A 20712-nucleotide genomic window follows, 5' to 3' on the forward strand; every position below is an offset into this window, starting at 1 on the left:
GACGAGGGAGACCACCATGGCGACGGAAGCGCTGGCCCAGGACGCGGTGCGCGAGCGGCTGCGGGAGCTGCCCGGCTGGTCGCTCGGCGAGGACGGCATCAGCCGCGCCTACCGGCTCGGCTCGCACTTCGCCGCGACCGCGATGGTCGTGCACATCGCCCAGCTCCAGGAGGAGCTGAACCACCACTCCGAGCTCACCCTCGGCTACAACACCGTGTCGCTCACCGTCTCCACGCACGACGCGGGCGGCGCGGTCACCGACAAGGACTTCGAACTGGCCCGGAGGGTCGAGGCGGCGGCGCCGGGCCACGGCGCGAACTGACACCCGTCACGAGCGGCCGAGCCGCCCCCAGGGGTCGGCGACCCCGGCCGGCGACGGCAGGCGGATGGTGTCGCGGACGCCGCCGGGCCAGGCCACCTCGACGACCAGAGCCGTCGCCTCCGCGCGCGTGGTGACGGCGGGCAGATCGTCCGCGGGCAGGCCGGCGCCGCCGAGGTGGACGGCCGCGACGTAGGGCGTCGCGTACGCGACCGGCCCCGGGGTCCTGACGACGGGCGTGGCGGACGCGGCCCCGAGCGGGTTGGCGTCGCGCCCCCGCACGACTTCCGCGTCGCCGAGTCCGTGCAGCGCGATCAGCACGGAGCGCAGGCCGCCGGCGCCGCGTACCTCTGCACGGCCCCCGCTCGCGGCACAGGCCTGCGCGCTCTCCCGGTCGTCGACGGCGAGCGCCCATCCGCCGATCCGCAGCGGCGTCAGCGGCGCCGAATCGCCCGGCGCGGTGGCAACCTCGCCCGCCACCGGGTCGACGCGCACCGCGCGGATCTCCACCGAGCCCCTCAGCGCCGAGCCGACCGTGATCCAGGGGCCGAGCGCGTACCGCGTGCCGGGACCGTCGAAGGGGTTCCACGCGCCGTCCTCGGGCCAGTGGGCGCGGCTGCGGGACACCGCCGTCGCGCCGTCGAGGGATATCCGGGTGGCCGGACGCCGGTGCGATGCCCGGCCCCGCTCGTCGACCAGGACAGCCGCGTTGTCGAGCGGTCCCGGCGCGGGCCCGGCGGCGCCGGACGTGGGGTCGACGGGCATCTCGGGCGCCGCGTGCGTCGAGTAGGCGATCCGCGCGTAGCAGGGGTCGTCGGAGTGCGGCCGCGCCGGGTCCGTGTGGTCCCCGCCGTGGTCGACGACCCGTACGACGCCGTCCGACGCGGTGGCCGACACCAGCCAGCCGGGTGCCGCCAGCGCCCTGGCCTCGTCCTCGCGCTCCACCGCGAGCGTGGTGGCCTGCGCCGTCCACACCGGGTGGGTGGGCGGCAGGACGAGCCCGATGAGCCCCTTGCTCGCCCAGTACGGGGACGCGGGACCCGAGTACGTCTGGAGCAGGCCGCGGAAGGGGCGGTGCCAGCCGAGGGTCAGCAGCCCGTCGCGGTCGACGGCGCCGTGGCCGGCGAAGTGGTCGAGCATGCGGCTCGCGAGCGCGCGGGTCTCACCCGGCGCGAGCGGGGTCGCGTCGAAGACCGCGCCCGTCCACACCGGCGCGAGCGCCGCGAAGCGGTAGGTGAGCGACCGGCCCTGGATCAGCGGCGAGCCGTTGGCGCCGACGAGCAGACGCTGGTCGGCGAGGAACCTGCGCAGCCTGGCCCGGTAGCGGTCGAGGAGCCCGGCGGGTGCGGCGTCGCCGAGGATGCGGCAGAACCAGAGCGGGTAGAGGTGCATCGCCCAGCCGTTGTAGTGGTCGAAGTTGCGGTGCTCGCCGCCGCTGAGCCCGTCGGAGTACCAGCCGTCGCCCGCGTACCAGGCGTCGGTGAGCGCGATCGTGCGGTCCAGGTCGTCCTGGAGCCAGCTGCCGCCCGCGGTGCGGGCGAACGCCTCGGTGACGCCCTGGAACCAGATCCAGTTGTTGTCCGGCATGCCTGCGGAGACCATCAGGCCGAGCCAGTCGAGCACGCGCTGCCTGACCCCGTCGGTGAGCCGGTCCCAGATCCAGGGCCTGGTCTCATGCAGGGCGAGCGCGACGGACGCCGCCTCCACCTTCGCCTGGTTCGACTCGGCGAAGGTGGGCCAGCGTTCCGCGCTGTCCGGGTCGGTGCCGGCGGCGAGGCCGCGCGCGTACCACTCGGCGAAGCCGTGCGGGTCCGCGCCGTCCGCGCCCCTGAGCCGGAACCCGGCCAGCAGGAACGTGCGGGCGAACCCTTCGAGCCCGTCGCTCCACGCGCCGTTGGCGCTGGCCACACCGGGCAGGCGGACGAGTGCGTGCCGGTCGCTCGCGTACGGCCGTACGGCGAGGAGCAGTTCGTCCGCCGTACGCTCCCAGTGCGCACGGTCCTGTGCGGGGTTGCGGTTCATGTACGTGTCCGCCCTTGCTCGTCGGATACGGCGCGGGCTGCCGCCCGCGGCCCGGGCCACGGCCTCGTCCTGCGTCGCGCCAGTGCGAGGCCAATACATCATCACCGGCCCGGATGATTGCGGCCAGGGGGACATGACGTGGCGCGCGCAGGGCAGAAGGGCGGGTGGACGATCCGCTGCTGAGAGGTGAGTTGCATGGCCACCAGCACTCCCCCGGTGTCCTGCGGGGAGGCGACGACCGCGACCGGACTGCCCACGATCACCGATCCGGGCAAGGTCGCTCCACGGGACGCGCGCGAGCTGTCGAAGCTGTTCTTCGACCGGCTGCGGGTGCTCGAAGAGGGCACGCCCGACCACCAGTACGCCCGCAACACGCTCATCGAGATGAACCAGTCCCTCGTGCGGTTCGCGGCCGGCCGCTTCCGCAGTCGCGGCGGCGGCGAGATGGAGGACATCCTCCAGGTGGGAACCGTCGGGCTGATCAAGGCGATCGACCGGTTCGACCTGGCGCGCGAGGTCGAGTTCGCCTCCTTCGCGGTCCCCTACATCGTGGGTGAGATCAAGCGCTTCTTCAGGGACACCAGCTGGGCCGTGCACGTCCCGCGCCGGCTCCAGGAACTGCGCGTGGAGCTGGCGAAGGCGAAGGAGCTGCTGGCCACGCGCCTCGACCGCGACCCGACGGTCAAGGAGCTGGCCGAGCTGCTCGACCTGCCGGAGGACGATGTCGTCGAGGGCCTGGTCGCGACCAACGGCTACACGGCCGGGTCGCTCGACATGCCCGCGGGCGACGACCCGCACGCCCACGGCTCGGGCAGGACCTTCGCCGACGTGGTCGGCGAGGACGATCCCGCCATGGAGAAGGTCGAGAACCTGCACGCGCTGGCCCCGCTGCTCGAACAGCTCGACGAGCGTGAGCGCCGGCTCGTGCGGATGCGCTTCGGTGGCGAGATGACGCAGTCCCAGATCGGCGCGGAGCTCGGCGTCTCCCAGATGCACGTGTCGCGGCTGCTCAGCCGCATCCTCACACGCCTGCGGGACGGGATGCTCGTGGAGGGGTGAACGCGCGGCGCTCCTGGCGTTCCCGCAGGCCGGAGGCGATTGTCAGACCCGGGCGCAAGACTTGAGTGATCGACAGATCCTCGACGTCACGACACCAGGGGGCCGACATGGCAGAGACCACGGCGCGTTCCGCGGCGGTGGCCACCACCGCGGCCGCCGAGCACGGTGAGCGAACGGCGGCGCGCGCCTACCTGCGGCTGCTCGCGGCGGTCCGTGCCGTGCTCGGGGACGATCCGGAACTGCCGGGTGCCGGCGGCCTGCTCGCCGGCCCCCTCGCGGAGGCGGACGCGGCGCTCGGCGCCGCCGGCCTGTCGGGCAACGAGCGCGCGTTCCTGCGCCTGGTCGCCCGGCAGGCGGCGTACGACGACCCGCGGCGCTGCCCGGACGGCCCCCGGCCGTCGGAAGGCTCCGGCCGGCGGCCTGGCTGACCGGCCGCCGGGCCGCTGACGCCCTTCGCGCTCAGACCGTTCCGGCCTCGGGGGCCGCCTCGGCGGGTGCCGGGCCTGCGGCCTTGCCTGTTACGCGTTCCGATGCCCGCCCGGCCGCGGGCCTGGTGTGCACGTAGAGCCTGCGCCGGTCGCCGATGTCCGCTGCCGCGGCGGACTGCGGCGGCAGCGGCAGCTCGTAGCGCACGGCGCGGCGGTGGTCGGCCATCTGCCGGTCGGGGTTGTAGACGCGGTTGAACTTCCAGAGCATGGAGGCGAAGTTCGTCTGCCCGCGGGAGAGGTTGCCGCCGAGCACGCGCAACGCACCGAAAGCGGTGCGCAGTCCGAGGTGCTTGCGGTTGATGACGGCTTGGGTGCGTACCAGTTCGCGGTAGAAGACGTCCAGGGGCAGGGTCGTCGGGACGACGGCGTGCTGGATGTCGAACAGGCGGTAGTCGCGGGTGGTCAGCCGGCGCGCCTCGGTGTGCCAGATCTCCGTGCCCGGGTACGGCGTCATCACGGTGAGGTGCACGATCTCCGGCACGGCGAGCGCGAACTCGCGCACGACGCGGAAGCGCTCCTCGTCCCAGGCGGGGTCCACGATCAGGTTGATGGCGACGTCGATGCCCAGCGCCCTGGCGCGCTCCAGGGCGCGGAAGTTGTCGTCGGGGCTGACGCGCTTGCGGTAGAGGTCGAGCCCCTCGGCGTCGATGGCCTCCATGCCGAGGAACATGTAGCTCAGGCCGAGCTTCGCCCAGCGCTGGAAGACCTCCTCGTTGCGCAGGAGCACGTCGGCGCGTGTCTCCAGGTAGTAGCGCTTGCGGATCTTGCGCCGTTCCAGCTCGTCGGCGATGGCGTGGCCGTGCTCGGGGCGGATGAAGGCCACGTCGTCCACGATGAAGACGTTGGGTTCCTTGATGCTCGCCATCTCGTGGCCGGCCGCCTCGGGCGACGCCTTGCGGTAGCTGCGGCCGTAGAACGTCCAGGCGGAGCAGAAGGAGCAGTCCCAGGGGCAGCCACGGGTGAACTCGATGGAGGCGCACGGGTCCAGTTCGCCGATGAAGTACTTGCGGCGGTGGCGCATCAGGTCGCGGGCCGGCATCGGGCTGTCGATGGAGTGCAGCATGACGGGCGCGGGGCCACGGCCGCCGGTGGTGACGGCGCCGGGTACGCCCTCCACTCCGCCCCCGTCGCGCAGGGCTTCGAGCAGCGAGACGACCGCGGGCTCGCCCTCACCGCGCAGCACGGCGTCGACGGCCCCGCGCGACTGCTCAAGGACGTCGTCCGCGACGAACGAGACGCTGTGTCCGCCGAGGAAGACGAAGCAGCCGGGGACCTCGCGCTTGACGGCGTGCGAGATGTCGAGGGCCTCGGGGATGTTGGCCAGGTAGTTCAGGCCGATGCCGACGGCCTCGGGACGGAAGGACCGCACCTCCTGGGCGAGCGCCCGGACGGTGAGGACCTGGAGGTCGACGACGCGGACCTCGTGCCCGGCCTCGCGGGCGGCGCCCGCGACGCGCTCGAGGCCGAGGGGTTCGAGCCGCAGGAAGATCTCCGAGTACATCAGGGCGCTCGGATGGACGAGAAGCAGGCGCATGGTCACCTCAGGGAGTCGGCAGCGATGCCGGTATATCACCTGTAAACATGCCAAACCGGGCATTGCTCCCCGTGTGGTCCGGCCGCGACCCCGCGTCGCGACGACGGCCCACGCCGAGCGTCCGCGAGGGGAGGGGCCGCGGGCCGCCGTGCCCACGCCCCCTCCGCTCTCATTGCTTCCCCACGGGGCGCCCGTTCTCTCCTCGGTCGGCCGGTACGGCGGGCCCCGCGGGGGCCGGTCGGCCCTCGGCGGGGCGATCCGCGCCCGTGCGCGGCGCCGGCAGCGGCACCTGGGGCCCGGCGCACTCGCGCAGCCAGCGCCGCAGCACCCGGTGCACCTGCTCGGCGCCGACGAGTCCCGTGGTGTCCCCCGCTGGGACCGCCGGGGACAGCGCGCGGGGCGACAGGAGGAATGCGTGGGACTGCTCGCCGCCGAGCCCGCCGTGGGAGCCGATCTGCTCCTCGAAGGCGTGCACGCGCCCGGTGTCCGGGTCGTACGCCGAGTTGACCATGACGTCCGCCGCGTGCGGGAAGGTGTCGGTGCGCCGGATCGCGTCCGCGGCGCCGGGGCCGAACCCCGCGAGTGGCCCCCGGCCGTCGGCGAGCTCGGCGAGCGGCACCTCGGCGCCGCCCCGCCCGAGCACCACCGCGCCGTGCTCCTCGCTGCGCACCAGCAGGAAGCCGATCCCCGGGTGGTGGGCGAGCGTGCGCAGCAGCGCCGGGTGGCGCCGGTCGATCTGCTCGCGGGGCATCCGCCCGGGCACGTCGGGGAACGAGATGAGGCCGAGGTTGCCCGATGCCAGCACGACGGGGTCCGTGTCGGCGGCCGCGCCCTCCTCCGTCGTGCCCTCGCCCACGGGCCGGTGCAGGGCGGTGCGCACGGCGTGACGTGCGGCGTAGCGCGCCTCGGCGCCGCTCCTGGTGTGCTCCGCCCTGCGCGGTACGGGCAGACCGCAGCCGGCCCGCACCAGGTCCCTGAGGGTGAGGCCGTACACCGACTCGAAGGTCTCGCCGGCGCTCTGGCCGTGGTCGGAGAGCAGCACGAGGTGGTAGTCGCGCGGTGCGTAGCCGGCGGTCCTCGCGATCGTGGCGACGCACCGGTCGAGCCGGGCGAGCACGCGCAGCGCGTCCCTGCTGCGCGGGCCCGAGTGGTGGGCGACCTCGTCGTAGGCGACGAAGTCGGCGTAGACGGCGGCGCGGCCCGCGAGGATGTCGTCCATCACAGCCGCGACGACGACGTCGCGCTCCACGACGGTCGCGAAGGCCCGGATCATCGGGTAGAGCCCGCCGCGGCCGACCCTGGGACGTTCACGGCGCAGCCGGGCACGCGTGGACTGGCAGACCTCCCGCCCGACCTCGACGGCGAACGACACCGCCGTGCGCACGGCGAACGCCGGGTCGCGGAAGTACGCGAAGTACCCGGCGCGCGAGCGGTTGGACCGGCCGCGCCGCGCGGCCATCGACAGCACGAGGGCGAGCTGGTCGGCTCCGCCGCTGAACAGGTTGCCGCGGCTCGCCCCGTCGACGGTGAGCAGCCCGCCGTCACCGGTGCGGCGCACGGCGCGGCGCTGCAGCTCCACGGCGCTGGCCGGGCGGTTGCTGACCATCGTCCTTCCGGTGTCCTTCTCGTACCAGCGGAAGGCGGGCACGTCGTGGTTGGTGCCGTGCAGGATGGCGAGCTGGCTGGCGCCTGTCTGGCTCGACCAGTCGGTGCGCCAGGCGATGAGCCGGTGCGTGCCTGCGGGGCCGAGCCACGCGGCGATGCCCGGCAGCAGCCCCGCGGCCAGCGCCTCCACCAGCACCTGGTGCCCGACGCCGTCGAGCTGGACGAAGACGGTGCCCGGCGGGCCGCCCTCGCCGCAGAGCTCGCCGCTCCTGCGCCTGCGCCGGCCCGCTGCGCGGGAGCGCCTGCGCGGGTAGGCGCCCTCGTCGCCCGCGGCGAGCGCGGTGGAGGTGGCCGAGGCGACCGCCGACATCACCGCGGCGACCACGACGGCCGTCTCGGGGCCCGCGTCGCCGCGCCCGTCCGGGATCAGCCGCAGCGCGACCAGCAGCAGCGAGCCGTTGAGGAAGAAGACGAGCAGGCCGAGCAGGAGTGCGGGCACCAGCAGCAGCGCCCGCACGAGCAGCGGCCACACGAGGGCGCTGAGCAGACCGAACGCGCCCGCGCCCCAGGCGGCGGTCATGGCGGTCCTGGTGGCGCTGTCCCCGTCGGCCGACTGGAGCCTGAAGTCGGGCAGGATCCCGGCGAGCGCGAGCATCGTGAGCGTGGACACGGCCCATACCGTGACGACGCGCAGCAGCGCCCTGCCCGCCGTACGCCATCGGCCTCGCTGCGCCACGGCCCGTGCACCTCCGTCCGGCCCACGGCTGCTCCGACGGGCTCGGCCCCAGGGTGGCACAGCGGCCTCGTACGCTGAGGGCCACGTCCGCCGTGCCCGCACAGAAGAAGCCGAGGTCGCCCGTGGGAGCCGTCATCACCTGGTGGGGTCATGCCACCTGCACGGTCCAGGACTCGGGGGTGCGGCTGCTGACCGACCCGCTGTTCGTGCGCCGCTTCGCGCACCTGCGGCGCAGGCAGGGCGCGCTGCCGACGGCGGACGCGGCGGTGGCCGACGCGGTGCTGATCTCGCACCTGCACTCCGACCACCTGCACGTGCGCTCCCTGGCACGGCTCAGCCCCGGCACGCTGCTCGTGGTGCCGCGCGGCGCCACGCGCTCCGTGCCCGCGCTGCGGCGGCTCGACGCCCGCAGGAACCCCCGTGGTCTGCGTATCAGGGAGGTGGCGCCGGGCGACGAGGTGGCGGTCGGCCCCGTGCGGGTGCGGGTGGTCCCCGCGCACCACGACGGCAGGCGGCTGCCGGTGGGCCCGCACCTCTCCCCCGCCCTCGGCTACGTGATCAGCGGGCAGTCGCGCACGTACTTCGCGGGCGACACGGGGCTCTTCGACGAAATGGCCGAGGCGGTCGGCCCCGTGGACGTGGCGCTGCTCCCGGTCGGCGGCTGGGGTCCGGGGCTCGGCTCCGACCACCTCGATCCGGTGCGCGCGGCGCAGGCGCTGGCCCGGCTGGCCCCCGCCGCCGCGGTGCCCGTGCACTACGGCACGTACTGGCCGATCGGCTTCGACGGGGTGCGCCCGCACGAGTTCCACACGCCGGGCACCGAGTTCGTGCGCCAGGCGGAGCTTGCCGCACCGGGCGTCACGGTGCACCTGCTGCACCACGGGGAGAGCGCGCGGACGCGGGTGGCGCGATGAGCACAGGTCAGCTGCTGGCGCACGCCCTCACGGTCGCGCCGCGGATACCCGGCGAGTCGACGCAGCAGGCGGTCGGCTACCCCTCCGTGTTCCTCCTGGTGGCACTGGGGGCGCTGGTGCCGGTGGTGCCGACGGGCGCGGTGGTCAGCTCGGCGGCGGTGGTGGCCTTCCACCAGTCCGATCCGCTCGGCATGCTCTACACGTTCCTGGTGGCGTCGGCCGCCGCGTTCCTCGGCGACATGGCGCTGTACTGGCTTGGCAGGCGCGGGGTCGGCTCGAAGAACGGCTCCAAGTGGCTGGCGAAGCTGCGCGACCACGCGCCGCCCGACAAGCTCGCCCAGGCGCAGGAGAAGCTCGCCGACCACGGCGTGGCGGTGCTGGTCCTGTCGCGCCTGGTGCCCGCAGGGCGGATCCCGGTGATGCTGGCATGCCTGCTGGCGAAGTGGCCCATGCGCTCGTTCGCACGCGGCGACGTCTGGGCGTGCCTGACCTGGGCGGCGACGTACCAGCTCATCGGCATCCTGGGCGGCTCGCTGTTCCCGCGCCCCTGGCAGGGCGTGGCGACGGCCGTGGGACTCACCGTGGTGTTCGCCGCCGCACCCGCGCTCTGGCGCAGGGTGCGGCCGTCCACGGCGCCGTCCGCCGGCAGCGGCGGGGCCGCGGACACGCGGGATGACGGCCGGGGGCGACGCGCCTGACCCCCGCTCGTCCCTGCCGCGGCTCAGGCCGCCCGGGCGGTGGGCCGGACGGTCAGAACGCGGGACGCGCCGATCGGCAGGTCCCAGAGCTCGCCGCGCGGGCGCCCGGTGCGCTCCCAGGCCGCGCGCACGCGCGTCAGGGGTTCGAGCACGGGCTCGGAGGAGAGCACGAAGGTGGCCCAGTGCATGGGGGCCATGCGCGCGGCACCGAGGTCCTGGCAGGCCTGGACCGCCTCTTCCGGGTCCATGTGCTCGGCGCGCAGCCACCAGCGCGGCTCGTAGGCGCCGATGGGCAGCAGCGCCACGTCGATGCCGGGGTGGCGGCGGCCGATCTGGGTGAACCAGTCGCCGTACCCGGAGTCGCCGGCGAAGTGGAGGCGGGCGCCGTCGGTGTCGCTGATCACCCAGCCGCCCCACAGGCTGCGGCAGGTGTCGGTAAGGGACCGCTTGGACCAGTGGTGGGCCGGGACGAAGTCGAACCGCACGGTCCTGCCGTCGGCGCCGCGCAGTTCTGCGCCCTCCCACCAGTCGAGCTCGGTGACGCGGGCGAACCGGCGCCGCCTGCACCAGCGGCCGAGCCCGGCGGGCACGAACAGGGGGGTGTGGCGCGGCAGGCGCCGCAGGGTTGGCGTGTCGAGGTGGTCGTAGTGGTTGTGGCTGATGACGACGGCGTCGACGGGCGGCAGGTCCTCCCAGCGGATGCCGACGGGCGTGACGCGGGCGGGCGTCGCGAGGATGCGCCGCGACCAGACGGGGTCGGTGAGGATCGTGAGCCCGGCTATGCGCACGATCCAGCTGGCGTGGCCTGCCCACGTGACGGAGAGGTCGCCGGCGCCCGCGGGCGGCAGCGGGGCAGGGGCGAACGGCAGGCGCGGGATGTCGCGCAGGCCGTCGCGGCCCGGGCGCACGGCGCCGTCCCTGACGAAGCGGGCGTACTGCGCGAGGCCGGGGAGCGGAGCGGTGAGCCGGTCGGCGAAGGATCTGGGCCAGTGGCGGCGGTGCTCGCCGATCGGGCGCGGGGCCGGCGGCCGTTCTCCCGTGCGGACCGGTGCGCCCCCGGCGGCATGGTGGGAGCGCTCTTCGTGCCGGTGCGGTTCGTGCCGGTGGGGCGTCTCCTTCACGAGGACTCCGTTCCGTGCGGTCGTTCTGGCCGCCGCGCCACCGCGAGCGGCGGGGCCACCTGCGGCGGTTCCGGCCGGTCCCCGTGGTGACGGACTCCGGACGCGCGCGCGGGGTTGACCCGGGCCCCGGCCCGTGGCCGCCCCTCGTGGCTCAGCCACTGAGGCCATATATCCTTTATATAGAGATTCGGTATGACCTGCTCCTTGGAAAGTCCCCCGGGTTCGCCCCGTTCCCCTGCTACCCACGTGGCGCCCCCGGTGCACGCCCGTGCACGCCGGGCTACCCGGCCGCGCTCGGGGTAGACGGACGCCCATGGCAGACACTTCACGGCTCGCCGACCTGCTCGCACATGCCGACAGGCGCGTCTTCCGGATCGCCGCCACGCGGCACTGGCCCGGCGCGGAGCCGGTCCTGCCGCGGCTGAGCACGGCGGCCGACCACGGGCTGCTGTGGCTGGGCGCGGCGGCGGGCATCGCCGCGCTGGGCAGCGGGGCCCGCTCGCGCAGGGCGGCGGCGCGCGGGCTCGCGTCGCTCACGCTGGCCTCGGCGACGGTCAACACGGTGATCAAGCACGCGGCGCGGCGCGAGCGGCCGGGGCTCGACCAGGTGCCGGTGATACGCCGGCTGGGCAGGCAGCCCGTGACCACCTCGTTCCCTTCGGGTCACGCGGCGTCGGCAGCGGCCTTCGCGGCGGGAGTGGCGCTGGAGTCCACGGGGTGGGGCGCGGTGGTGGCGCCGGTGGCCGCGTCCGTGGCGTTCTCCCGGGTCTACACGGGCGTGCACTACCCGAGCGACGTGGTGGCGGGTGCCGCGCTCGGCGTGGGCGCCGCGCTCGCCGTGCGCGGCCTCGTGCCGACGCGCTCCCAGATGCCGTCACCGGGCAGGCCGTTCGCGCAGGCGCCGCGACTGCCGGGCGGCGAGGGCATGGTGCTCGTGGTGAACCGGGCGTCGGGGTCGTCGGAGACGGCGTCGCTCGTGGCGGACGCGCTGCCGCGTGCGGAACTCGTCGAGTGCGCGCCCGAGGACCTGGACGAGGAGCTGGAGAAGGCGGCGGGCCGCAGCCGGGCGCTCGGCGTGCTCGGCGGCGACGGCACGGTCAACCGGGCGGCGGCGGTCGCCGTGCGGCACCGGGTGCCGCTCGCGGTGTTCCCCGGCGGCACGCTCAACCACTTCGCGTACGACCTGGGCATAGAGTCCCCGCACGACACGTGCCGTGCGCTGGCGGAGGGCGACGCGGTACGGGTGGACCTCGGACGCTTCACGCCGGGTCCTGGCGGCGCGGCGCACGGCTACTTCCTCAACACGTTCAGCCTGGGCGTCTACCCGGAGCTCGTGCGGGTCCGCGAGCGCTGGGCGCCGCGCATCGGCGGCTGGCCCGCCGGTGTGCTCGCCGCGCTGGACACGCTGCGCGGCGCGCACCAGCTGCGGGCCGAGTTCGAGGGCAGGCGGCGGTCGCTGTGGCTGCTGTTCGCGGGCAACAACATCTACCAGCGGATGGGGCCGACGCCGGGGCGCAGGCACGACCTCGCCGACGGGCTGCTCGACGTGCGGATCGTGCACGGCGGGCGGCTGCCCGGCCTCAGGCTGCTCGCGGCGGCGCTGTCCGGGCCGCTGAGCAAGTCGCCCGTGCACGCGGCGGAGCGGATGCGGCGGGTGCGTATCGGTGGGCTCGCGCCCGGCACGTCCCTGGCGTACGACGGCGAGGTGGCGGCCGCGCCGGAAGAGCTGGTGCTCGACAAGGCCGTGGAGGCGCTGACGGTCTACCGTCCGCAGGTCCTGGCAGCATCCGCGTTCTAGAGCGGTCCGCATTCTGAAACGTTCCGTCTCGCCATCCAGAACGAGCCTACGGTGGCCACATCACGCGACCGTGCGAGAAGAGGAGCCGTCCGATGGCCAGAGAGACCGCCGTGTACACCCATGGGCACCACGAGTCCGTGCTGCGCTCGCACCGCTGGCGCACGGCGGAGAACTCGGCGGCGTACCTCGTGCCCGAACTCGCCGCCGGGCAGGAGCTGCTGGACGTCGGGTGCGGTCCCGGCACCATCACCGCCGACCTGGCCGCGCTCGTCGCGCCCGGCACGGTGACGGCCGTCGACGCCTCCGCCGACGTGCTGGCGGCGGCCCGCGCCACGGCCGCGGACGCGGGCCTGGAGAACGTCCGGTTCGCCGTGGCGGACGTCCACGGCCTCGACTTCGCCGACGACTCGTTCGACGTCGTGCACGCGCACCAGGTGCTGCAGCACGTGGGCGACCCGGTCCAGGCGCTGCGCGAGATGCGCCGCGTATGCAGGCCGGGCGGCATCGTCGCCGTACGCGACGCGGACTACGGCGGGTTCAGCTGGTACCCGCAGCCGCCTGCGCTCGACGAGTGGCTCGACCTGTACCGCAGGGTGGCCAGGGCCAACGGGGGCGAGCCCGACGCCGGGCGCCGCCTGCTGTCCTGGGCGCGCGAGGCCGGGTTCGCCGAGGTCACGCCGTCGGCCTCTACGTGGTTCTACGCGAGCGCCGGCGAGCGCGCCTGGTGGAGCGGGCTGTGGGCGGACCGCACCCTGGCGCCCGCCTATGCGGATCGCGTCGAGGCCACCGGCGAGGGCACCCGCGAGCAACTGGCGCGGATCGCGGATGCGTGGCGCGCCTGGGGCGAGTCACCGGACGCCTGCTTCGTCTGCACGCACGTGGAGCTGCGCTGCCGGGTGTGAGCGAAGCGATCGCCAACTAACCTGGCCCGCATGGAGATCCTCGGGACCACGCTGCGCATCTACGTCGACGACCTGGACCGGGCCGTGGTGTTCTACGAACGCCTCACCGGCGCGCAGGCGATGCGCTCGGAGCGCGGGGGCGTGTCCGTCGCCGCGGTCGGCTGCTTCCTGCTGATGAGCGGCCCGCCGGCGGAGATCGACGTGCTGCGCCGGGTGACCGCGACGATCGCGGTCAAGGACGTGGCGGACACGGCGGCCACCGTGCAGCAGGGCGGCGGTCAGGTGCTGGTGGGGCCCGTGAACAGCCCGGCGGGGCGGAACATCATCGCGCTGCACCCTGACGGCGCGGTGTTCGAGTACGTGGACCGGCAGCCTCAGCCGTAGCGCCGGGGCCGCGGCGCCGCGCGAGGAGCCCGTAGAGCACGGCGGGCACGACAAGGCCGGCGATCCAGGAGATGTCGGCGCCGCCCAGCGGTCCCACCAGCGGGCCGGTGTAGAAGCTCGTCGACAGGAACGGGAATTGCGCGGCGAGGCCGACGCCGTAGGTGACCAGCGCCGCGGCGCGCCAGCCGCCGTAGCGTCCGTGGGGGTCGGTGAGGGCGGGGATGTCGTAGCGCTCGCGGGAGATCAGGTAGTAGTCGACGAGGTTGATCGCGGACCACGGCGTGAAGAACGTCAGGAGGAAGAGCAGGAAGTCGGCGAACGAGTCGAGGAACGAGTTGCGTCCGAGGAGCGCGACGGCCGTGCCCGCGACCATGATGCAGGCGATGTACGCGCCGCGGCCGCGCTGGGAGAGCACCCGCTGCCCGCGAAAGCCGCTCACACTGGTGACGATCGACATGAAGCCGCCGTACGTGTTCAGCACGTTGATGGTCAGCTTCCCCAGGGCGATCGCGAAGTACAGGAAGGCGGCGATCGCGCCGGTGCCGCCGAGGCCGACCACGTAGCCGACCTGGTCGTCCACGAACGCGTTGCCCGCGGTCGCGGCCACCAGCACGCCGAACGTCATGGACCACTGGGAGCCGAGCGCGGTACCGCCGAGGGTCCACCAGAAGGTGGACTTCGCGCTGGTCGTGCGGGGCAGGTAGCGCGAGTAGTCCGCCACATACGGCCCGAACGCGAGCTGCCAGGACGCGGCGAGCGCCATGGCCAGCAGGAACATCGGCAGCTTGAAGTGGTCGTCGTGCAGGACGGTCGTCACGTCGATCCGGTGGAGCAGGCGGATGCCGAGGTAGACGAAGGCCAGCGCGCACACGATGCTCGCGACCCGGCCGAGCGTGTGGATGATCCGGTAGCCGACGATCGCCATCGCCGCCGTGACGACCGCGAAGATCACGATGCCTGCCACGGGGCCGAGATGCGTCAGCTTGCCGACGGCCTGCCCGGCCAGCACGGTGCCGCTGGCGAAGAAGCCGACGTACATGACGACGACGAGCACCAGCGGCACCACCGCGCCCTTGACGCCGAACTGCGCACGGGAGGAGATCATCTGCGGAAGGCCGAGGCGCGGCCCCTGCGCGGAGTGCAGCGCCATCACGGCGCCGCCGAGCAGGTTGCCGGCGAGGAGTCCGGCGAGCGACCAGACCACGTCGCCGCCGAAGATCACGGCGAGGCCGCCGGTGACCACGGTGGTGATCTGGAGATTGGCCCCGAGCCAGAGCGTGAACTGCGAGAACGCCGTGCCGTGGCGTTCCTCGTCCGGCACGACGTCGATGGATCGCCGCTCGACCAGGGAGTCCGCCACGGGCCTCTCCATTCTTCCGCTCGCCTTCTGCATATAGTCATGCAGAGTTCCGTTTCATGAATAGAAAGTCAATACCCGGGTGTCTCCGTCTCAGTTCGTGGCCGGACGCATGCGGAAGTCGTAGGCGGCCGGGAGCGGCTCGCCGGTCACCCGCTCCCACAGTTCACCGAGCGCCTCGGCGCCCTCCCTGAGGTCGGCCACCTCGAACCCCGCGTCGAGAATCTCCCTCGCCGCCGGCCGCCGCCCCTCCGCCAGCAGCAGTTCCGCCTCCGCGAGCCGGAACGCGCCGCTTTCCCGCACGTCCGCCGGCAGCCGTTCGAGCGCCGTCCTCGCCGGAGCCGGCTGCCCCGCGGCGAGCAGCGCGGCCACGGCCTCACGGACGAGCGCGGGCTCGGGAGCCGCCGCGTCGCCGACCGCCGCCGCGTACCGCTCGGCGGCCCGTCGCTGGTGCCCGCCGTGCCGATCGGCCACCGCCAGGCACCGCAGCAGCGGCCACCTCGACCCGCTCACCGCGCATGCGAGACCGCGCTCCCAGCTGCGCACGGCCTGCGCCATGTCGCCGGCATGCCACTGGGCCACACCCAGGTGGTACTCCGTGTGCGCGTCGGCGGGCGCCGTCTCCAGCATGTCCCGCCAGTGGCGGGCCACCAGGGAGGGGTACGGTGCCGCCCCCGGCTCAGGGGCGGGCAGGGCGCCCGCCGCGAGCAGCGCGGCCCACGGCTCCTGGGGCGGGCCGATGAGCTCGGGCCCGAACGGTGTGCCCGGCAGCTTGAACGCACCGCGCGCCACTTCGAGGGCGCCCCACCCCGAGCCGGTCGCAAGACGCTCGACGGGTTCCACGTCCGCGTACGGCAGCCACGCCGTGTACGCCGCCTCCACCGCGGTCCGTGGCAGCGCCTCCTCCAGGCGCGCCGCCGCCTCGGCGCACGCCGCCCGCGGGTCGGTGCCGTGCACGGCCGCCGGGTCCGTGTCGAGCGGGCCGTACGCCTCGAGCCAGCTGAACTCGCCGCCCCCTTCGAGCGGTACGTGTTCCAGCTGGGTGCGGGCGAGGCCCGCCTGGATCTCCGCGTACCCCGGCGTGCCCGGCTCGGTCAGCCACTCCTGCCAGCGCCGCCCGCCGGGTCCAGCGCCCCAGGCGAACAGCTTGCGGCCGGGCAGGCCGTCCGTGGACGTCTGGACGAGGCCGCGCCCGTCGGCACCGACCGCGGCGATCCATTTGCGCTCGCCGTCCGGCACGTCGTAGAACCAGTCCGCCGCGTACGTGCCGTCGAGTGGTCGGCGCGGCACGGGGACGCGGCGCAGGCTCCGCTCGTAGCCGTAGTGCCAAGCCTCCTCGGCCGGTACGAGCACCCGGGTTCCCGGCGCCTGCTCGACGGCCGTGTTCGACCACCAGTAGACGGGCACGGGACCGTCGTGCGGGTTGCGGATCCGCACGCCCGCGTAGAGGAAGTCCGCGTCCTCGGGCAGCCACAGGTCGACCTGGAACGGCACGTCGCGCAGCCGCTCCCACTCCCAGAGCCGCAGCATCGGGCCGCCGTCCGGCGCGGTCGCCACGGCCGCGTGCACGGGCAGGCAGGACAGCGCCGAGTGGCCGGTCGCGCCGATGTTCCACTCGATGCCGCCGGAGAACCAGGCGCCGTTCAGAGCGAAGCTCGCCGGCTGGAACACCGGGTTCCGGTAGATCAGCCGGCGTCCCGTCTCCTTGTGCACCAGCGAGTGGACCCGGCCGCCGAGCGACGGCAGGACCGTCGCACGCAGCCGGTCGTTCTCGATCACGAGTGCGTCGAGGCGGGCCGGTGTGCGCTGCCTGCCGTAGCCGTCGAGTATCCGCGCCGGCAGCGGGGAGCGCAGCGGAGCGTGGCGCGCCTGGCGCGCCATGCGGGGCGGCAGCGTGCGCAGCGTGTCCTGGTCGACGGTGTGCGCCTCGTCGAGCGGGAGGAGCGGCGGCAGTGGGTTCTCCGGCCCCACAGAAGCGGCGGGCAGGGTCAGCACGGCGCGTCGGACGGCAGTGGCCACGGCATCCTCACTTCGTATCCGTAGGCGTTGGAGCGGTTGGGACGAACCCATCGAACCGCGCGCACGCGCCGCTGACCAGGGTGCCCGCTGCCCGCCCCGGCGGGTTGCGCGGCGCCGCGCCGCCGGTCGTCGTGGGGGTTGGGCGTGGCGATTCTCCCGGCCAGGAGCTCCCGGCGGGCCGCTACGTCGTGGTGGCCTGGGCTCCGTCGAGCACGAAGTGGGCGCCTCGAACCTCGTCGGGGCGCAGTCCGCGGTGACGGCGGCGAGGGCGGCCGCGCCGACCGTATGCTGCGCGGGACCTGTGACGATCGACGAAGGGACGGCACCGCCCATGAGCGCCCAGCACACGTACCGGGTGATCGTGCGGGGCGCTTGGCGCGACCTGACGAGCACCGACCGGGAGCGGCTGCTCGCCGAGGTGGAAGCGCACGGCCTCGCGGGGCTGCGGTTCACGTCCGAGGGCTCGCTCGCCTACGACCGGACGCTGAACCACTTCAGCTACCGCTACGAGATCGTCGCGGACGCGGACGAGGGCGAGGAGATGGCCGCCCTGCTCGCCGAGGACCGCGCCGCGCACGCCCTGGCCGAGCTCGGATACGGCCACGGCGAACTGCGCTCCACCGCCACGGACATGGACACGATGAAGATCAACCGGCGGTCGCGGCGCTGATGGCCGCCAGGGCCTCGGCAGGTTCCCTGCCCGGCTGTTCTCCTTACCAGGGCACCTTGCCGTTGTCGTCGAAGAAGCCGCCTGTCGGGCACTCCCGCCCGAGCGTGGCCAGCCGCACCACGATCGCGGCGCCGTCGGCCGCGGTGCGGGTCGAGCGGTACGGCAGGCCCTTGGCGAAATCCGTGGCGCACGCTCCCGGTGCGACCGCGTTCACGAGGATGCCTTCGCGTGACAGGGCCTTCGCGTACTGGACCGTGAGCATGTTCAGCGCGGCCTTCGACACCGGGTAACCCACCGCAGCCGGTATCCGGCTCAGGTAGCAGGTGGCATCGGTCGTCCAGGTCATCGACGCGGTGCCGCTGGAGACGTTCACGATCCGCGCCGCGAACGAGCGGCGCAGCAGCGGCAGTGCCGCCTCGATCACGGTGACGACACCGAACAGGTTCGTCTCGAACACCGCCCGCACCCCGTCGAGTTGCGTCGAGCCCGGCGACTGCGCCCCGAGCTCGCCGGCGATGCCGGCGTTGTTGACCAGGACGTCCAGGCGGCCGAACCGGCCGGTGATCTCCTCGGCCGCCGCGGTCACGCCGCGCGGGTCGGTGACGTCGAGGGCGATCGGATGCGCCACGCCACCCGCCGCTCGTATCCCGGCCGCGGCCTCGGCGCCCTTCGCCAGGTCCCGGGCGCCGACCAGCACCGTCATCCCGAGTTGCGCGAACCGCTCTGCCACGGCCCGCCCGATCCCCTTGTTCGCGCCTGTCACCAGCGCGATCGTCGCTTCATCACTCATGTGTCCAGCCGACCACTCCCCGGCGCCGCGGGCCAGGACCGGCCTGGTCCCGATCGATACTCTGAGGGTATGGATGTCGAGACCCGCGAACTGCGCTACTTCGTCGCGGTCGCCGAGGAACTGCACTTCGGGCGGGCCGCCCAACGGCTCGGTATCTCCCAACCGCCGCTGTCCCGGGCGATCCGCCTGCTCGAACGCCGGATGGGGGTCGCCCTGCTGGAACGCACCAGCCGCGAGGTACGCCTCACGACGGCCGGCGAGGTGCTGCTGGCCGAGGGCCGCGGCGCGCTGGACTCGGTGGCCGCGGCGGTGCGCCGTGCGCAACGGGCGGGCGCCACCGCTCCCCGCCTGGTCCTGGCGCTCAAACCGGGCAGTGACGCCGACCTGCTGCGGCCCATGCTGGACCGCTATGCCGCCACTCCCGGCGCTGTCCCCGTCGACCTCGCCTTCAGCGTCGGCGAACGGGCCGCGATGGTCCGGGACGGCCGGGCCGACCTCGCGCTGCTGCACCGGCCGCAGAACGACCTGAGCGGCCTGGACAGCGACGACCTGCACACCGAGGGCCAGGTCGTGGTGCTTGCGGCCGCTCACCCCTTGGCCGGTCGGGCCACGGTGTCCATGGCCGATCTGCACGGCGAGCCCCAGCCCCGCTGGCCGGAGGCCCGCCCCGGCGTGACCGGCCACCCCGTCGCCGACACCGACCAGCTGCTGCAGCTCGTCCTGCTGGGCCGAATGGTCGCGGTGCTGCCGGAATCGGTCCGTGACCGTCTGCCACCGGGCACGGTCAGCCGCCCGGTCACCGACGCCGAGCCGGCCACGCTCGTGATCGCCTGGTCCCTGTCATCCGTATCCCGCCGGGTCGCCGCGTTCGTCCGCGCCGCGACCTCCGCGGGCTCGGCGGCGTTTCCTTGAGAGATGCCCCGCACGGCACGCGCCGGCCGCGGAATACGACCGGGTCAGGACTGATCAATCTGTCGGCCACGCTACTCAGGAGGCGCCGCCCGGCACCATGTCGGAGGTGATCGCCCAGCGCTCGTGGTCGCGCCACGCGCCGTCGATGAACAGGAAGTCGGGCGAGAACCCTTCGAGGCGGAACCCGGCGCGCCGCACGAGCGCGATGGACGCCGTGTTGGTGGGCTGGATGCACGCTTCGAGGCGGTGCAGCCCCAGCGGGCCGAACACCTGCCCCATCACCAGCCCGAGGCCCTCGCTCATCAGGCCGCGCCCCGCCGCGTGCGCGAAGGCCCCGTAGCCGAGCGCGCCGCCGCGCAACGCGCCCATGACAATGTTGTTGACGTTGATGAACCCGGCGATCCTGCCGTCGAAGCGCGAGCAGACGAGGAAGCCGTGGCGGTCCCGGTCGTCGCTCAGCCGGGTCGCGTACGCGGCGTAGGCATCGGGCTGGTCCGGCGGGAAGAGCCAGGGCCTGTGCAGGTGCCTGCTCTCGCGGGCCGACGCGGAGAACTCGTCGGCGTCCTCGCCGCGGAAGGGCCTGATGAAGGTGCGCTCGCCGGTGGCGAGTGCGGTGGCGGCGGCGCGGGTGTCGGGCATCGCGCCATCGTAGACCGCGATTGACGTGCGAGAACAGGGGATTTCGTCAGTCCAGGCGGATGTGCCTGACGCCCGTCAACGCCCTGCGTGCGCCGCCGAGCAGCGGGCCGTCGGTGTTGGGCCGCAGGCGCAGGCCCGCGGCTGCGGCGATCCGGTCGGCGACCGACTGCACGGGCACGTGGTCGGTCCACACGTGCTCGCGGAACTCATCGCCGCCCAGCGCTTCGAGGCAGCGGTCGAGCTGCCCCACAGCCCAGCTCTCCCGCGTCAGCGCGCCCTCCTTTCCGGTGATGTACTGCATCACCTGGCCGAGGCCGCGCTCCCGCAGCCGCCGCAGCACCGTCTCGCGCCTGGCCAGCAGCGCGAAGTGGCGTACGTCGTGGCCCGCGTCGCGCAGTCCGCCGACGATCTCCCTGAAGTAGGCGGGCTCCACCAGCGTCATCGGCGCGATCACCGTGCCGGGGTACTTCGCCAGCGTCACGTCGAGCACCTCGTGCACGCCCGCACGCCAGGCCTCCAGGTCCTGGAAGTCGCCCCGCAGTTCGGCCGGCATCATCCGCTGCAGCCCGAATCCGACGTGCTCCGGATCGCAGACGACGCTCCCGGGCAGCCGGCGCTGGATTTCGTAGGCCGTCTGCGTCTTGCCGCCGCCGAAGGGGCCGTTGATCCACAGAAGCATGGGAACGACCCTACGGCAGTGGACGCGGGGCGCACCCCGCGTCCACTGCGCGCGAACGGCCCGCGC

19 protein-coding genes are annotated in these 20712 nt (G+C 74.0%); 10 read left to right on the plus strand and 9 right to left on the minus strand.

The features are described from left to right. Positions 1-16 precede the first annotated feature (16 nt). On the plus strand, positions 17-322 hold the full coding sequence (locus tag IH48_RS0106645; protein WP_030900396.1) for a 4a-hydroxytetrahydrobiopterin dehydratase: 306 nt from the start codon (positions 17-19) through the stop codon (positions 320-322). Between the two features lie 6 nt (positions 323-328). Here the strand turns inward: IH48_RS0106645 and IH48_RS0106650 are convergent, their stop codons facing one another. Further along, positions 329-2341, minus strand: a complete 2013-nt coding sequence (locus tag IH48_RS0106650) for a DUF2264 domain-containing protein (protein WP_030900398.1) — start codon at positions 2339-2341, stop codon at positions 329-331. 195 nt (positions 2342-2536) lie between these two features. On the opposite strand from IH48_RS0106650, the gene IH48_RS0106655 reads away from it, so the two are divergent. Together IH48_RS0106655 and IH48_RS36880 are read left to right on the plus strand one after the other, a co-directional pair. Continuing rightward, positions 2537-3400, plus strand: a complete 864-nt coding sequence (locus tag IH48_RS0106655) for an RNA polymerase sigma factor SigF (RefSeq protein WP_051839300.1) — start codon at positions 2537-2539, stop codon at positions 3398-3400. Positions 3401-3507: 107 nt separating this feature from the next. Beyond that, the gene (locus tag IH48_RS36880) at positions 3508-3828 is read left to right on the plus strand and encodes a hypothetical protein (protein ID WP_234434160.1); all 321 of its coding nucleotides are present in this window, start codon (positions 3508-3510) and stop codon (positions 3826-3828) included. 31 nt (positions 3829-3859) lie between these two features. Here the strand turns inward: IH48_RS36880 and hpnR are convergent, their stop codons facing one another. Both hpnR and IH48_RS0106670 read right to left on the minus strand, forming a co-directional pair. Further along, positions 3860-5422 carry a hopanoid C-3 methylase HpnR gene (hpnR, locus tag IH48_RS0106665; RefSeq protein ID WP_051839376.1) on the minus strand — a complete coding sequence of 521 codons (1563 nt, stop codon included), beginning with the start codon at positions 5420-5422 and terminating at the stop codon, positions 3860-3862. A gap of 169 nt (positions 5423-5591) precedes the next feature. Next, positions 5592-7763, minus strand: coding sequence for a phage holin family protein (locus IH48_RS0106670; protein WP_030900406.1), 2172 nt, complete (start codon positions 7761-7763; stop codon positions 5592-5594). 122 nt (positions 7764-7885) lie between these two features. Between IH48_RS0106670 and IH48_RS0106675 the strand changes: the two genes are divergently transcribed. Beyond that, positions 7886-8677 (plus strand): MBL fold metallo-hydrolase, encoded by a 792-nt coding sequence (locus tag IH48_RS0106675; protein WP_030900409.1) that lies wholly within the window; start codon positions 7886-7888, stop codon positions 8675-8677. Further along, the gene (locus tag IH48_RS0106680; protein ID WP_051839304.1) at positions 8674-9375 is read left to right on the plus strand and encodes a DedA family protein; all 702 of its coding nucleotides are present in this window, start codon (positions 8674-8676) and stop codon (positions 9373-9375) included. Before IH48_RS0106675 ends, IH48_RS0106680 begins: the two co-directional genes overlap by 4 nt. Before the next feature lie 23 nt (positions 9376-9398). On the opposite strand, the gene IH48_RS0106685 is transcribed toward IH48_RS0106680, so the two are convergent. Then, complete coding sequence (locus tag IH48_RS0106685) at positions 9399-10496, minus strand: MBL fold metallo-hydrolase (RefSeq protein ID WP_234434161.1); 1098 nt, start codon at positions 10494-10496, stop codon at positions 9399-9401. A gap of 313 nt (positions 10497-10809) precedes the next feature. Here IH48_RS0106685 and IH48_RS0106690 point away from each other — a divergent pair, with 313 nt between their 5' ends. The 3 genes from IH48_RS0106690 to IH48_RS0106700 all read left to right on the plus strand — a co-directional run bounded on the left by IH48_RS0106690 (position 10810) and on the right by IH48_RS0106700 (position 13580). After that, positions 10810-12294 carry a bifunctional phosphatase PAP2/diacylglycerol kinase family protein gene (locus IH48_RS0106690; RefSeq protein ID WP_030900415.1) on the plus strand — a complete coding sequence of 495 codons (1485 nt, stop codon included), beginning with the start codon at positions 10810-10812 and terminating at the stop codon, positions 12292-12294. 92 nt (positions 12295-12386) lie between these two features. Continuing rightward, on the plus strand, positions 12387-13196 hold the full coding sequence (locus IH48_RS0106695) for a class I SAM-dependent methyltransferase (RefSeq protein ID WP_030900418.1): 810 nt from the start codon (positions 12387-12389) through the stop codon (positions 13194-13196). Positions 13197-13226: 30 nt separating this feature from the next. Further along, entirely contained in the window at positions 13227-13580 is a 354-nt protein-coding gene (locus IH48_RS0106700) for a VOC family protein (RefSeq protein ID WP_030900421.1), read from the plus strand. Here IH48_RS0106700 and IH48_RS0106705 read toward each other — a convergent pair. Continuing rightward, complete coding sequence (locus IH48_RS0106705) at positions 13519-14952, minus strand: cytosine permease (protein WP_030900424.1); 1434 nt, start codon at positions 14950-14952, stop codon at positions 13519-13521. The genes IH48_RS0106700 and IH48_RS0106705 overlap by 62 nt on opposite strands. 78 nt (positions 14953-15030) lie before the next feature. Continuing rightward, positions 15031-16956: a DUF5107 domain-containing protein gene (locus tag IH48_RS0106710; RefSeq protein ID WP_030900427.1), complete on the minus strand. Its 1926-nt coding sequence runs from the start codon at positions 16954-16956 to the stop codon at positions 15031-15033. Between the two features lie 331 nt (positions 16957-17287). On the opposite strand from IH48_RS0106710, the gene IH48_RS0106715 reads away from it, so the two are divergent. Beyond that, positions 17288-17626: a DUF6204 family protein gene (locus IH48_RS0106715; protein WP_030900430.1), complete on the plus strand. Its 339-nt coding sequence runs from the start codon at positions 17288-17290 to the stop codon at positions 17624-17626. Positions 17627-17669: 43 nt separating this feature from the next. Here IH48_RS0106715 and IH48_RS0106720 read toward each other — a convergent pair whose 3' ends face one another. Then, positions 17670-18416, minus strand: a complete 747-nt coding sequence (locus IH48_RS0106720; RefSeq protein WP_030900433.1) for an SDR family NAD(P)-dependent oxidoreductase — start codon at positions 18414-18416, stop codon at positions 17670-17672. 69 nt (positions 18417-18485) lie between these two features. Here IH48_RS0106720 and IH48_RS0106725 point away from each other — a divergent pair, with 69 nt between their 5' ends. Beyond that, the gene (locus IH48_RS0106725) at positions 18486-19328 is read left to right on the plus strand and encodes a LysR family transcriptional regulator (RefSeq protein ID WP_030900435.1); all 843 of its coding nucleotides are present in this window, start codon (positions 18486-18488) and stop codon (positions 19326-19328) included. A 75-nt stretch (positions 19329-19403) separates the two neighbouring features. Here IH48_RS0106725 and IH48_RS0106730 read toward each other — a convergent pair whose 3' ends face one another. Together IH48_RS0106730 and IH48_RS0106735 are read right to left on the minus strand one after the other, a co-directional pair. Beyond that, positions 19404-19967, minus strand: coding sequence for a GNAT family N-acetyltransferase (locus IH48_RS0106730; protein WP_030900440.1), 564 nt, complete (start codon positions 19965-19967; stop codon positions 19404-19406). A gap of 46 nt (positions 19968-20013) precedes the next feature. After that, positions 20014-20646: an AAA family ATPase gene (locus IH48_RS0106735; RefSeq protein ID WP_030900443.1), complete on the minus strand. Its 633-nt coding sequence runs from the start codon at positions 20644-20646 to the stop codon at positions 20014-20016. Positions 20647-20712 lie beyond the last annotated feature (66 nt).

It is taken from the genome of Streptomyces sp. NRRL F-5126, from assembly GCF_000721265.1.
In the GTDB taxonomy this organism is placed as follows: domain Bacteria; phylum Actinomycetota; class Actinomycetes; order Streptomycetales; family Streptomycetaceae; genus Streptomyces.